A 12,343-nucleotide genomic window follows, 5' to 3' on the forward strand; every position below is an offset into this window, starting at 1 on the left:
ACCGCGCATTCGGCACCCCGACGGCAGGCGTCTGTAGACTTAGGTGCACCTGCGCACGGGTGCATTCCCCCGAAGCGAGGAGCACCCAATGCCCGCCATCGTGATCATCGGAGCCCAGTGGGGCGACGAAGGCAAAGGCAAGGCCACCGATCTGCTCGGCAGCCGCATCGACTACGTCGTCAAGTTCAACGGCGGCAACAACGCGGGCCACACGGTCGTCATCGGCAACCAGAAGTACGCCCTCCACCTGCTCCCCTCGGGCATCCTCACCGAGGGAGTGACCCCGGTGATCGGCAACGGCGTCGTCATCGACATCGAGGTGCTGTTCGACGAGCTCGACGCGCTGATCGCCCGAGGCGTCGACGTCTCGAAGCTCAAGGTCAGCGCCAACGCGCACCTCATCACGCACTACCACCGCACTCTCGACAAGGTCACCGAGCGATTCCTGGGCTCGCGGTCGATCGGCACCACCGGCCGCGGCATCGGGCCGGCCTACGCCGACAAGATCAACCGCGTCGGCCTCCGGGTGCAAGACCTCTTCGACGAGAACATCCTGCGCCAGAAGGTCGAGGCCGCTCTCGACCAGAAGAACCACCTGCTGGTCAAGATCTACAACCGCCGCGCGATCAGCGCCGACGAGGTCGTCGAGACGCTCCTCAGCTACGCCGAGCGCCTCCGCCCGATGGTCGCCGACACCGCGCTCGAGCTCCACACCGCGCTCGAAGAGGGCAAGACCGTGCTGTTCGAGGCCGGCCAGGCCACGATGCTCGACGTCGACCACGGCACCTACCCCTTCGTCACGTCGTCGTCGTCGACCGCGGGCGGAGCCGCCACGGGCTCGGGCATCGGCCCCGGCCGCATCGCGCGGGTCATCGGCATCGTCAAGGCGTACACCACACGGGTCGGGGCAGGCCCCTTCCCGACCGAGCTGTTCGATGCGTCGGGCGAGTTCCTGCGCGCCAACGGCTTCGAGTTCGGCACCACGACCGGCCGCCCGCGCCGCTGCGGCTGGTACGACGCCCCGATCGCCCGCTACTCGGCGCGGATCAACGGCGTGACCGACTTCGTGCTGACGAAGCTCGACGTGCTCACCGGCCTCGAGACGATTCCGGTGTGCGTCGCCTACGACGTCGACGGGGTGCGCTTCGACGAGATGCCGGTGTCGCAGTCCGACTTCCACCACGCCGTGCCGATCTACGAGGAGTTCCCGGGCTGGACCGAAGACATCACCGGCGCCCGCACCTTCGACGACCTGCCGAAGAACGCCCAGGACTACATCCTCGCCGTCGAGAAGATGAGCGGCGCCCGCATCTCGGCGATTGGCGTCGGCCCCGGCCGCGATGAGATCGTCGAGCGGCACGACCTGCTGGGCTGACGACACCCGTCGCGCACCCGTTCTCAGCGTTTGGACAGGTCGCGCACAGGCGGAGGGTGTCGTGTTGCATCATGACACTTGAGATCGCCTACACCGCCATCGCCCATGCAACCGGAGGCGGCCGCGACGGCCACGTCCGCAGCGAAGACGACCGGCTCGACCTCGACACCCGGCCCCCCAAGGAGATGGGCGGCTCGGGTGACGGCACCAACCCCGAGCAGCTGTTCGCCGCGGGCTACTCGGCCTGCTTCCTGAGCGCCCTCCACGGCGTCGGCAAGGCGAAGGGCTTCGACACCACAGACGCCTCGGTCTCGGCCAGCGTCGGCATCGGCGCGAACGGAGAGGGCGGCTACGGCCTCGCCGTCGAGCTCGACGTCTACACGCCGAATGTCGCGCCGGAGAACCGCCAGGAGCTCGCCGACGCCGCCCACCACGTGTGCCCGTACTCGAACGCCACCCGCGGCAACGTCGAGGTGACGATCACGCTGGTCGACTAGGGGTCGGCTGCCCGGCCTCTCAGAGCTGGGCGTGTGCGGGCGGTCGCTCGGCGGTCGGGGTGAGAGCCCCGCTGCCGCGGCCGCCCGCTGTCGCGCTCCAGGCGAGGACGAAGATGAGCAGCACTGCGGCGGCACCGGCGAGCACCATCGTTCCGATTCGGCGGCCACGCGAGAGGCGGGTCTCACGGACCTCGAACGAGACCGCGTGGCATTGGCTCGCCGGCCAGGTGCCGTCGAACGACCAGGCCTCGACCACGCGCCGCGCCACGAACTCGTCAGCACCCGGCCGTTCGCCCGCCGGGATCTCGGCGTAGGCGAGCTCGTCGATGTCGGCGCCGACGCGGGCCGCCGTTGCCCGGGCCGTGCGGAGCACCGACTGCGGCGTGCGAATCAGGTCGCCGGCGTTCCGCGCCAGGTCGATGGGCCCGAAGAGTGTTGCGCCCCAGAACAGCACAGCCAGGGCCCCGTCGCGGTCGCTGTGAAGCGTCAGGAGCAGCACCCCCACGAGAAAGACGATGGCGCCGACCACGATGCCGCGCACGGCCTGGGTCCTGTGCGGCCCGGCCAGGCGTTCCCAGCCCACGGCGTCACGCTCCCAGAACGACCACCCCCGTGGAGCCTCGAGGAGGCCAACCACCGGCGTCCAGCCGAGCGGAGGCGTCCAGCCCTGGTTCGCCGCGACCCAGTCGGGGCTGGGCTCGGGCCAGGACGCAGGAACTCGGAACCGCAGCGGAAGCACCCCCGGGGCGGGCCGCGTTCTCGTCATCGGGGTCGCCGGATCGGCCGTAGCGAGTTCCATGAGGTGGGTGCCTTCCGTGGCGTCGTGCTGGAGCGTCGTGCTCTTCGAAGACTAGGCGTGCCAGCGTCTCGGAGCCATTCCCCTTAGCTGGGGGTTCCCTCCCCGCGTCGGCGGTGCGTCGGATGATCCGGCCTGGCGGTTTCTGCGAGCCGATAAAGTCGAGTCATGTCTGACACGACTCCCTCGGCCGCCGTTGCGCGCCTCCACTCGATCCGCGAGAGCATCGACAACATCGACGCCGCCCTCGTGCACCTGCTGGCCGAGAGGTTCAAGTTCACGCAGTCGGTGGGCGTGCTCAAGGCCGAGGCCGGCATGCCGGCGAGCGACCCGGATCGTGAGAAGGTGCAGATCCAGCGCCTCCGCGCCTTGGCCGTCGACTCGCACCTCGACCCCGACTTCACGGAGAAGTTCCTCGGGTTCATCGTCTCGGAGGTCATCCACCACCACGAGCGCATCGCGGCGGGCGACGAGGTCGGCGCGTGACGCGGATGTACGTCGGGGGCTACACGGCCTCCAGCGGCGGGACGGGCGAGGGCATCACCGTCTTCGAGGGGTCCGGCGACAGCGGATGGCGGGCGATGCAGGTCGTCCAGGCCGATGACCCGACCTTCCTCACGGTCACCGAGGGCGCGCTCCACGCGGCGTCCGAGACCGTCGAAGGGCGCGTCGTCTCGTACACGATCAGCGCCGGCAGCCTCGTCGCGGCCTCGGTCGCGGCTTCCGGTGGCACGGCGCCGTGCCACCTCGTGCTCGACCCGGCCTCTGGCGCTCTCGTCGTCGCCAACTACACGGCCGGCACGTTCGGCGTGCTGTCGGCCGACGCGTCCGACCCGGCGCGTGTCACGCGCGTGCTGCCGCTTCCCATCGGCCGCGGGCCGGTGCTCGACCGCCAGGACGGCCCGCACGCGCACAACGTGATGCCCACCCCCGAGGGCACGGTGCTGGTCAGCGACCTCGGCTCCGACCGCATCTACGAGGTGCGCGTCGAGCCCGTCACCCTCGAGCCGTCGTTCATCGGGTCGTCGGCCCTGCCGTCCGGCTCGGGCCCGCGGCACTTCGCCTGGCTCGGAGACAAGCTGCTCCTCACCGGCGAGCTCGACGGCCGCCTCCACGTGCTGTCGCGCACCGAGTCGGGGTCGTTCGGCGTCGACTACTCCGTCGCCGCCTACGACGCGCGACTCTCCTTCGCCAGCGACGAGGTGCTGCTGTCGCACGTCGCCGTCTCGGACGGGTACGTGTACGCGGCGGTCCGCGGGCGCGACACGATCACCGTCTTCGCACCCGGTGCCGACGGCCGCCTGGCCGTCACCGCCGAGGTCCCCGCGGGAGGCCACTGGCCGCGCCACTTCGCGATCGAGGGGGGTCGCCTCTACGTCGCGAACCAGCTGTCGCACACCGTCGCCGTGCTGCCGATCGGCGCCGACGGCGTCCCGGGTGCGCCCGAGCTCCAGATCGAGCTCGGCAGCCCGTCCTGCGTCGTGTTCGCGTAGCGACGGCGCCGGCGCCGGAGTCGACGCTCGCGACTGGTCCGGTGTGGGCGCGCGCTGCGGGGGTGCTCGGCGAGGTGGCCGCCGCCGTCGGGTCGGCGGGCCGTGGGCGACGCCGAGGGCCATCTCGCGGTCGTGCTTGACGGTGCCGCCCGCGGGGTGCCCCGTTCTGGGCGTGCGCGGCGTCGAGTTGCCCCGATCTGGGGGAGAGGGCGGCGTGCTGGCGAGGTGGCCGCCGCCGTCGGGTGGGCGGGGCGTAGGCGACGTGGAGGGCCATCTCGCGGTCGGGGCTTGACGGTGCCACCTGCGGGGTGCCCCGTTCTGGGCGAGCGCGGCAGGGCGACCGCGGCAGGGCGGGGCCGGCGGGGCCGCGCCCGCCGCCGGCTATTCCGCGATCGTGGCGCCGAAGCGCGCCGGCAGCGTGCCGCGGTGCGCCGCGCGGAGCTCCTCGAGCCCCACCGTGAAGACGCCCTGCACCTCGAGCGACGCCGACTCCTTGTCGGTGACGCCGATGCGCGCCACCGGGTAGCCCCGGCCCTCGCACAGCCCGCGGAACTTGACGTCGTCCTCGCGCGGCACCGACACGATCACGCGCCCGGTCGACTCGCTGAAGAGGGCGGTCGCCACGTCGACGCCGTCGCGCTCGACGATCTCGTCGAGCCACACGCGGGCGCCGACGCCGAAGCGCAGCACCGCCTCGGCGAGGGCCTGGCCGAGGCCGCCGTCGCTGAGGTCGTGGGCCGAGCCGATGAGCGACTCGGAAGCACCGGCGCGCAGCAGCGCGGCCAGCTGCTTCTCGCCGGCGAGCGAGACGCGCGGCGGGCGGCCGCCGAGGTGCTCGTGGATGGTGCCGGCCCAGGCCGAGCCGTCGAGCTCGAGCGACGTGGTGCCGAGCAGGTACAGGTTGTCGCCCTCGTCCTGCCAGCCGGAGGGGATGCGCTGGGCGACGTCGTCGATCACGCCGAGCACGCCGACAACCGGCGTCGGGTGGATCGGCTGCGTGCCGGTCTGGTTGTAGAACGACACGTTGCCGCCCGTCACGGGGATCTCCATCTCGAGGCACGCGTCCGACAGCGCTTCGACGGTCTGCGAGAACTGCCACATGACCTCGGGGTTCTCGGGGGAGCCGAAGTTGAGGCAGTCGGTCACAGCGACCGGCGTCGCACCGGTGACGGCGACGTTGCGGTACGCCTCGGCAAGGGCGAGGCGTGCGCCCTGAGCCGGGTCGAGCTGGCAGTAGCGGCCGTTCGCGTCGGTGGCGATGGCGAACCCGAGCCCCGACTCCTCGTCGACGCGGATCATGCCGCCGTCGTCCGGGAAGCTCAGCGCGGTGTTGCCGAGCACGTAGGTGTCGTACTGGTTCGTGATCCAGCTCTTGTCGGCGAGGTTCGGCGAGGAGAGCAGGCGCAGGAACTGCCCCCGCACGTCGTCGCCCTCCTCCGGGCGGGGCAGGCCCGCCGCCGAGTCGCCCTGCAGCTCGTCGATCCACGACGGGTAGGCGACGGGGCGCTCGTAGACGGGGCCGTCGACGGCGACCGTGCGGGGTTCGACGTTGACGATCTCTTCGCCGTGCCAGTTGATGACGAGGCGGCCGGTGTCGGTGACCTCGCCGAGGACGCTGGTCTCGACGTCCCACTTCTGGACGACGGCGAGGAAGGCGTCGAGCTTGTCGGGACGCACGACGGCCATCATGCGCTCCTGGCTCTCGCTCATCAGGATCTCCTCGGCGGTGAGCGTGGGGTCGCGCAGCAGCACCTTGTCGAGCTCGATGAACATGCCGCCGTCGCCGTTCGAGGCGAGCTCGGACGTGGCGCAGGAGATGCCGGCGGCCCCGAGATCCTGGATGCCCTCGACGAGCTCGTCGCGGAACAGCTCGAGGCAGCACTCGATGAGCACCTTCTCGGCGAACGGGTCGCCGACCTGGACGGCGGGACGCTTGGTCGGGCCGCCCGAGGAGAACGTGTCGGAGGCGAGGATCGACGCGCCGCCGATCCCGTCGCCGCCGGTGCGCGCGCCGAACAGCACGACCTTGTTGCCGGCGCCCTTGGCGTTGGCGAGGTGGAGGTCTTCGTGGCGGAGGACGCCGACGCTGGTCACGTTGACGAGCGGGTTGCCCTGGTACACCGGGTCGAAGATCGTCTCGCCGCCGATGTTTGGCAGGCCGAGGCAGTTGGCGTAGAAGCTGATTCCCGAGACGACGCCGTGGACGACGCGCTCGGTGTCAGGGGCGTCGAAGGCGCCGAATCGGAGCTGGTCCATGACGGCGACGGGGCGGGCGCCCATGGAGATGATGTCGCGGACGATGCCGCCGACGCCGGTCGCGGCGCCCTGGAACGGCTCGATGTAGCTGGGGTGGTTGTGGCTCTCGCCCTTGAACGTGACGGCCCAGCCGCCGCCCACGTCGACGACGCCGGCGTTCTCGCCCATGCCGACCATCAGGTTCTTCTTCATCTCGTCGTTGACCTTCTGGCCGAACTGACGGAGGTACATCTTGCTGGACTTGTACGAGCAGTGCTCGCTCCACATGACCGAGTACATGGCGAGCTCGCCGCTGGTGGGGCGGCGGCCGAGGATCTCGCGGATCTGGAGGTACTCGTCTTCTTTCAGGCCGAGCGCACCGTACGGCTGCTCGCGGTCGGGGGTCGCCGCTGCGTTCGCGACGGTGTCGGGGACGTGGCTGCCGGGGGCCTTGGTGAGTTCGGTGTCGGTCATTTGACGAGCGCCTTCTGGATGACGGAGGTGAAGAAGGTGAGGCCGTCGATGCCGGACGACATCGCGGCCGGGGTGTCGGGGCCGAAGCCGGGCTCGGTGGCGTGCTCGGGGTGCGGCATGAGCCCGACGACGTTGCCGCGCTCGTTGGAGACGCCGGCGATGTCGTCGAACGAGCCGTTCGGGTTGACTCCCACGTAGCGGAAGGCGACCTGGCCCTCGCCCTCGATGCGCTTGATGGTCTCGTCGTCGGCGATGAAGCGGCCGTCGGCGTTCTTCAGCGGGATCGTGATCTCCTGGCCCTGCGTAAAGCCGGTGGTCCAGTCGGTGGCGGCGTTCTCGACGCGGAGCCGCTGGTCGCGGCGGATGAACTGCTGGTGCGCGTTGCGCGTGTGGGCGCCGGGGATGAGGCGCGCCTCTGCGAGCATCTGGAATCCGTTGCAGATGCCGAGCACGGGCATGCCCTTGTTCGCGGCGTCGACGACCTCGGTCATGATCGGCGACAGGCTGGCGATCGCTCCGGCGCGGAGGTAGTCGCCGTAGCTGAAGCCGCCGGGAAGGATGATGGCCTCGACGCCGTCGAGGTCGTGCGAGCCGTGCCAGAGGGCGACGGGATCGCCGCCGGCGAGGCGGACGGCGCGCTGCGCGTCGCGGTCGTCGAGCGACCCCGGGAAGGTGACTACCCCGATCCGCATCAGGCGCTGACGGTGTTGTCGAGGACGGTGATGCTCACCACGTCTTCGATGACGGAGTTCGAGAAGACGTCGTCGGCGAGCTCCTTGACCTCAGCGAGGACGGCGTCGTCGACGTGGTCGACGGTGAGCTCGAAGCGCTTGCCGATGCGCACCTCGTGATAGCCCTGGCGGCCCATGCGCGAGAGCGCACCGGTGACGGCCTTGCCCTGCGGGTCGAGCAGTTCGGCCTTGGGCATGACTTCGACGACGATCGTGGGCACCAGATGTCTCCTGAAGGAAGGGGGGCAGGACCGTTCGAGTCTACAAGTTCTGCGTTTGGCGGCAGACGCCAAGGCTCCTGTCAGCGCGCTCTTATGACCGACCGGCAGAGTAGCTGTTGTCGGAAGCGACGAGGCCTTGTGATCGGGCCTTCGAAGTCCTCCGGCACTTGCTGTGAAGCTATCTGATCCGCTTCCAGCCTGAAGGCGCCTAGTCATTTCCCCCGATGGCTAGGCGCCTCCTCCTTTTTCGACCACGGCTCGCCCTTCGGCCGACGAGATCGGGTTCAGCGCTCGCCGCGCAGGTGCGCCGCCGTGAGAGCCGCCATCTCGTCGTCGCTCAGCTCGTCAATGACGGCCGCCTCGCGCCGGTCGGTGCGGGTCCACCGCACGAACAGGAAGATCAGCACCGGGATGTCGGCCACCTCGGCGATGAACCAGAGCAAGTCGCCCGAGAGCTGCTGGTCGCGCAGCTGCGAGGGGAACCAGCCCGGGGCGAGTGCGGCGACCGCGTGTCCGTGGTCGAGCACGTGCCCGGTGATGCGCAGCACGATGGCAGGGATGGCGTCCAGGATGAGCTCGACGAACGCCAGCATGAACTCGACTGTGATGTAGAAGCTCGTGTGCGCCCGGCTGCCGTCGAACACCGGCAGGATCATGAGCAGGCCGACGAGCGGCACCAGCACCGTGATGAGGGCCTCGCTGATCGCGTTCTCGCGCAGGGCGAAGGCGATCGGCGTCAAGAACAGGGAGAACGCCGCCAGGGCGAACAGCGGCGAGAAGATCGCGCTGCCGAGCACCCGCATGAGGCGCGACGACAGGAAGCTCTCGAGCCGGGCGCGGCCGGTCTCGCCGAGGGCCAGCCGGGCCAGGTGCACCGGGCGGCCGACGGCGACGAGGGCAGGCACGACGAAGAGCAGCAGGGCGATCCGCGTCGTGAAGGCGAAGCGGAGGTCGTGGCTGTAGGCGCCGAGGAATCCGAACGAGATCAGGGCGTACGACCCGAGGCCGAGCGCGGCGAAGGCGAGGGTGCGCCAGCTCGACCAGGCGTCGCCGTTCCTGCGCGCGTGGACGACGCCGATCGCGTAGAGGGCGGCTGCCGCCACGATCACGACGAGGGCGACGGGGTCGAGGCGGAAGGTGAGCAGGATCGTGGCGACGGGAGGCGTGGCGATTTCCAATCAGGAGAAGACGGATCAAGTATGCGCTCGTCACGAGGGGTCCTCAGTTGTTTTGAATCATTCATAAAGACGTGCTTGACTGGGGTGATGGAGTCGAACGAGGCGGGCAGCATGCTGCGTGATGCGGGCCTTCGCGTCACCGCACCGCGCTTGGCGGCCCTCGAGGCGCTCGGCGACCACTCGCACGCCACCGTCGACGAGGTCTACGAGCGCGTCGCGACCGGCCTGCCCGGCACGTCGCTCCAGGCCATGTACGTCGTTCTCGCCGCTCTGACCGGCGCGGGCCTCGTGCGGCGCATCGAGCCCGCCGGCTCGGCCGCGCGCTACGAGCTCCGCATCGGCGACAACCACCATCACGTCGTCTGCTCGCTCTGCGGCGCCGTGGAAGACGTCGACTGCGTCGTCGGCGAGGCTCCGTGCCTCATGCCGTCGCACACGTCCGGCTACCTGGTGCAGACCGCCGAGGTCACGTTCTGGGGCCTCTGCCCCGCCTGCCGTGCCCTCGAGACCGGCGACGACGCCGTCGCGTCCGTACCGGCTGCCGCGCCCCACGATCAACCCGTCCGTTCCTGATCAGCTAGGAGACAGAAATGACAGACGACAACTACACGACGAACGCCGCCGGCGCCCCCGTCGCGAGCGACGAGCACTCGCAGAGCGTCGGGGCCGACGGCCCCATCGCGCTCCACGACGCGTACCTCGTCGAGAAGCTCGCCCAGTTCAACCGCGAGAAGGTGCCGGAGCGCATCGTCCACGCCAAGGGCGGCGGGGCGTTCGGCACGCTGACCGTGACCGGCGACGTCTCGAAGTACACTCGCGCCTCGCTCTTCCAGCCCGGCGTGACCACGGAGATGCTCGCCCGCTTCTCGACCGTCGCCGGCGAGCAGGGCTCGCCCGACACCTGGCGCGACCCCCGCGGCTTCGCGCTGAAGTTCTACACCGACGAGGGCAACTACGACCTCGTCGGGAACAACACCCCGGTGTTCTTCATCCGCGACGGCATCAAGTTCCCCGACTTCATCCACTCGCAGAAGCGCCTGCCGGGCTCGCACCTCCGCGACCACGACATGCAGTGGGACTTCTGGACCCTCTCGCCCGAGTCGGCCCACCAGGTCACCTGGCTGATGGGCGACCGCGGCCTGCCGGCCTCGTGGCGCATGATGGACGGCTTCGGCTCGCACACCTACCAGTGGATCTCGGCCACGGGCGAGAAGTTCTGGGTCAAGTACCACTTCAAGACCGAGCAGGGCAACGAGATCCTGACGCAGGCCGATGCCGACCGCATCGCCGGCGAGGACGCGGACTTCCACATCCGCGATCTGTCGGAGGCCATCTCGCGCTCCGACTTCCCGACCTGGAAGCTCAGCGTGCAGATCATGCCGTACGCCGACGCCGCGACCTACCGCTTCAACCCGTTCGACCTGACCAAGGTGTGGCCGCACAGCGACTACCCCCTGATCGAGGTCGGGACCATGGAGCTGAACCGCAACCCCGAGAACTACTTCGCGCAGATCGAGCAGGCGACGTTCGCCCCCTCGAACTTCGTGCCCGGCATCGCGGCCAGCCCCGACAAGATGCTGCTCGCCCGCATCTTCAGCTACGCCGACGCGCACCGCTACCGCGTGGGCACCAACCACGCCCAGCTGCCGGTGAACATGCCGAAGAACGAGGTGCACGACTACTCGAAGGACGGCGGCGCTCGCTACCACTTCTCGTCGGCCACGACGCCGGTCTATGCGCCGAACTCGGTCGGCGGCCCGCACGCCTCGCCCGAGGCGCACGGCGACGACTCCGGCTGGGAGTCCGACGGCGTCCTCGTGCGCTCGGCCGCGACGCTCCACGCCGAAGACGACGACTTCGGCCAGGCCGGGACCCTGTACCGCGAGGTGCTCGACGACGCCGCTCGCGAGCGCATGGTCGGCAACATCGTGGGCCACGTCTCGAAGGTCACGCGCCCCGACCTGCTCGAGCGCGTGTTCGCGTACTGGACGAGCGTCGACGCGGAGCTGGGTGCGCGCGTGCGCGCGGGCGTCGTGCCGTCGGCGCCGGGCTCCAACGAGGACCCCGCGACGGTGGGCGTGCTGCAGTAGTCTCAGCCCCGCCGAAACGGCTCAGCCCCGCCGGGTTTCCGGCGGGGCTGAGCCGTTCTCACGCCTGCCGCCGGGCTCAGACCATCTGGCCGTTCCAGTGGATGTCGCCCTCCGGCCAGTCCGAACGGGCCTCCCGGCACGGCCGCAGCAGCCATCCGGAGTCCTGGCTGACGAGAGTCGAAGCGCCGTCGGCCGTGAACGCGTTGTAGTGGCCGGTGACGCCGTCGAGCGGCTCCCAGCCGTGAGCGCTGTAGAAGCGCTGCGTCTGCTCCCCGGTCTCGAGCAGGCCGAACGGCGCGGCGAGGCGCTCGAGCCCGGCGTCGACGAGGCGGAGCAGCTCGCGGCCGAGACCGGTGCCCTGGAGGATCGGCGAGACCGCGACCATGCCGACCGCGGCGATCAGCTGGTCGGCACCGTCGCCTGCCGCCGAGCCGACGGTGACGAACTGGCGGCGGAGGCCGGCGTGGGCGACGACCACGTCGCCCGAACGGGCGAGGACGCGGAGCTCGGGCTGCATCCCGGCCCAGCTGCGGGCGCCCTGGTACCAGTGGTCGTACGAGTCGAAGGCCTTCGCGAGCATGGCGGCGACGGCCTCGTGGTCAGCCAGCGTCAGGTCGCCCTCGCGGACGATCTCGAACAGCGGCTCGGTCGGGCCGTCGTCGGCGTCGGTGTCGGACTGGGCCTGGTAGGTCATCCGTTCACCGTACGCGTGCCGGTCTGGACCGGGCGGGGCTACTCGTGGGTGAGCGTGCGACCGTAGCAGATCGAGTCGGAGTGGCCGACGTAGTGCCCGAAGTTCGGGATCTTCACGTAGCCCTCGCGCTCGTAGAAGCGGATCGCGTCGGGCTGGGCGACACCGGTCTCCAAGACCAGGCGGGTCCAGCCGCGCTTCAGGGCACGCGCCTCGAGAGCGCGGAGCACCTGGACGGCGGCACCGCCGCCTCGGCTCGACTGGCGGACGAACATGCGCTTGATCTCGGCGTCGCCGGCTTCTGCGGCCTCGCCGTCGAGCCTGCGCAGACCGCCGCACGCGACGGGCTTGCCGTCGATGGTGGCGACGACGAACTCGGCCATGTCGGCGGCCGTGGGCTTGACGCCCGGCTCGGAGTCGTCGGTCCCGTAGCGGATCGCGATCTCAGCTCGCTGCTCGCAGCGGAGGTGGGCGCCTTCAGGGTCGGTCCACGGACGGTCCTGAATCTGGATGTCGGTGGTCAGTGTGTTCGTCACCGGAACATTCTGCATCTTCTCGGACG

General features: G+C 70.2%; 13 protein-coding genes. 6 read left to right on the top strand and 7 right to left on the bottom strand.

The features are described from left to right. The first annotated feature begins 88 nt into the window (after nucleotides 1–88). Together AC07TY_RS05340 and AC07TY_RS05345 are read left to right on the top strand one after the other, a co-directional pair. Nucleotides 89–1,375 (top strand): adenylosuccinate synthase, encoded by a 1,287-nt coding sequence (locus AC07TY_RS05340; RefSeq protein ID WP_494784587.1) that lies wholly within the window; start codon nucleotides 89–91, stop codon nucleotides 1,373–1,375. Between the two features lie 71 nt (nucleotides 1,376–1,446). Further along, entirely contained in the window at nucleotides 1,447–1,872 is a 426-nt protein-coding gene (locus tag AC07TY_RS05345; RefSeq protein ID WP_123505668.1) for an organic hydroperoxide resistance protein, read from the top strand. A gap of 19 nt (nucleotides 1,873–1,891) precedes the next feature. Here AC07TY_RS05345 and AC07TY_RS05350 read toward each other — a convergent pair whose 3' ends face one another. After that, nucleotides 1,892–2,671: a hypothetical protein gene (locus AC07TY_RS05350; RefSeq protein WP_494784588.1), complete on the bottom strand. Its 780-nt coding sequence runs from the start codon at nucleotides 2,669–2,671 to the stop codon at nucleotides 1,892–1,894. 165 nt (nucleotides 2,672–2,836) lie between these two features. On the opposite strand from AC07TY_RS05350, the gene AC07TY_RS05355 reads away from it, so the two are divergent. Together AC07TY_RS05355 and AC07TY_RS05360 are read left to right on the top strand one after the other, a co-directional pair. Continuing rightward, complete coding sequence (locus AC07TY_RS05355) at nucleotides 2,837–3,154, top strand: chorismate mutase (protein ID WP_494784589.1); 318 nt, start codon at nucleotides 2,837–2,839, stop codon at nucleotides 3,152–3,154. A gap of 5 nt (nucleotides 3,155–3,159) precedes the next feature. Then, nucleotides 3,160–4,161 carry a lactonase family protein gene (locus tag AC07TY_RS05360; RefSeq protein ID WP_494785041.1) on the top strand — a complete coding sequence of 334 codons (1,002 nt, stop codon included), beginning with the start codon at nucleotides 3,160–3,162 and terminating at the stop codon, nucleotides 4,159–4,161. 381 nt (nucleotides 4,162–4,542) lie between these two features. Here the strand turns inward: AC07TY_RS05360 and purL are convergent, their stop codons facing one another. The 4 genes from purL to AC07TY_RS05380 all read right to left on the bottom strand — a co-directional run bounded on the left by purL (nucleotide 4,543) and on the right by AC07TY_RS05380 (nucleotide 9,000). After that, nucleotides 4,543–6,870 (bottom strand): phosphoribosylformylglycinamidine synthase subunit PurL, encoded by a 2,328-nt coding sequence (purL, locus tag AC07TY_RS05365; protein ID WP_494784590.1) that lies wholly within the window; start codon nucleotides 6,868–6,870, stop codon nucleotides 4,543–4,545. Then, entirely contained in the window at nucleotides 6,867–7,562 is a 696-nt protein-coding gene (purQ, locus tag AC07TY_RS05370; RefSeq protein WP_494784591.1) for a phosphoribosylformylglycinamidine synthase subunit PurQ, read from the bottom strand. The genes purL and purQ overlap by 4 nt, the downstream gene beginning before the upstream one ends. Continuing rightward, nucleotides 7,562–7,822 carry a phosphoribosylformylglycinamidine synthase subunit PurS gene (gene purS, locus AC07TY_RS05375; RefSeq protein WP_123505662.1) on the bottom strand — a complete coding sequence of 87 codons (261 nt, stop codon included), beginning with the start codon at nucleotides 7,820–7,822 and terminating at the stop codon, nucleotides 7,562–7,564. Before purS ends, purQ begins: the two co-directional genes overlap by 1 nt. A gap of 284 nt (nucleotides 7,823–8,106) precedes the next feature. Beyond that, nucleotides 8,107–9,000 carry a cytochrome c oxidase assembly protein gene (locus AC07TY_RS05380; protein WP_488624934.1) on the bottom strand — a complete coding sequence of 298 codons (894 nt, stop codon included), beginning with the start codon at nucleotides 8,998–9,000 and terminating at the stop codon, nucleotides 8,107–8,109. An 87-nt stretch (nucleotides 9,001–9,087) separates the two neighbouring features. On the opposite strand from AC07TY_RS05380, the gene AC07TY_RS05385 reads away from it, so the two are divergent. Beyond that, entirely contained in the window at nucleotides 9,088–9,573 is a 486-nt protein-coding gene (locus AC07TY_RS05385; RefSeq protein WP_123505661.1) for a Fur family transcriptional regulator, read from the top strand. Between the two features lie 17 nt (nucleotides 9,574–9,590). Continuing rightward, nucleotides 9,591–11,090: a catalase gene (locus AC07TY_RS05390; protein WP_494784592.1), complete on the top strand. Its 1,500-nt coding sequence runs from the start codon at nucleotides 9,591–9,593 to the stop codon at nucleotides 11,088–11,090. Between the two features lie 76 nt (nucleotides 11,091–11,166). Here AC07TY_RS05390 and AC07TY_RS05395 read toward each other — a convergent pair whose 3' ends face one another. Together AC07TY_RS05395 and AC07TY_RS05400 are read right to left on the bottom strand one after the other, a co-directional pair. Continuing rightward, nucleotides 11,167–11,784, bottom strand: a complete 618-nt coding sequence (locus AC07TY_RS05395; RefSeq protein WP_494784593.1) for a GNAT family N-acetyltransferase — start codon at nucleotides 11,782–11,784, stop codon at nucleotides 11,167–11,169. Nucleotides 11,785–11,822: 38 nt separating this feature from the next. Then, nucleotides 11,823–12,317: a GNAT family N-acetyltransferase gene (locus tag AC07TY_RS05400; RefSeq protein WP_233579928.1), complete on the bottom strand. Its 495-nt coding sequence runs from the start codon at nucleotides 12,315–12,317 to the stop codon at nucleotides 11,823–11,825. Nucleotides 12,318–12,343: the final 26 nt, after the last annotated feature.

It is taken from the genome of Frondihabitans sp. GW821-FHT04F02, from assembly GCF_059420045.1.

Bases quoted from the DNA above. Each gene is read 5' to 3' on its own strand.
- AC07TY_RS05340 (WP_494784587.1), top strand. From the start codon at position 89: ATGCCCGCCATCGTGATCATCGGAGCCCAGTGGGGCGACGAAGGCAAA.
- AC07TY_RS05345 (WP_123505668.1), top strand. From the start codon at position 1,447: ATGACACTTGAGATCGCCTACACCGCCATCGCCCATGCAACCGGAGGC.
- AC07TY_RS05350 (WP_494784588.1), bottom strand. From the start codon at position 2,671: ATGGAACTCGCTACGGCCGATCCGGCGACCCCGATGACGAGAACGCGG.
- AC07TY_RS05355 (WP_494784589.1), top strand. From the start codon at position 2,837: ATGTCTGACACGACTCCCTCGGCCGCCGTTGCGCGCCTCCACTCGATC.
- AC07TY_RS05360 (WP_494785041.1), top strand. From the start codon at position 3,160: ATGTACGTCGGGGGCTACACGGCCTCCAGCGGCGGGACGGGCGAGGGC.
- purL (WP_494784590.1), bottom strand. From the start codon at position 6,870: ATGACCGACACCGAACTCACCAAGGCCCCCGGCAGCCACGTCCCCGAC.
- purQ (WP_494784591.1), bottom strand. From the start codon at position 7,562: ATGCGGATCGGGGTAGTCACCTTCCCGGGGTCGCTCGACGACCGCGAC.
- AC07TY_RS05385 (WP_123505661.1), top strand. From the start codon at position 9,088: ATGGAGTCGAACGAGGCGGGCAGCATGCTGCGTGATGCGGGCCTTCGC.
- AC07TY_RS05390 (WP_494784592.1), top strand. From the start codon at position 9,591: ATGACAGACGACAACTACACGACGAACGCCGCCGGCGCCCCCGTCGCG.
- AC07TY_RS05395 (WP_494784593.1), bottom strand. From the start codon at position 11,784: ATGACCTACCAGGCCCAGTCCGACACCGACGCCGACGACGGCCCGACC.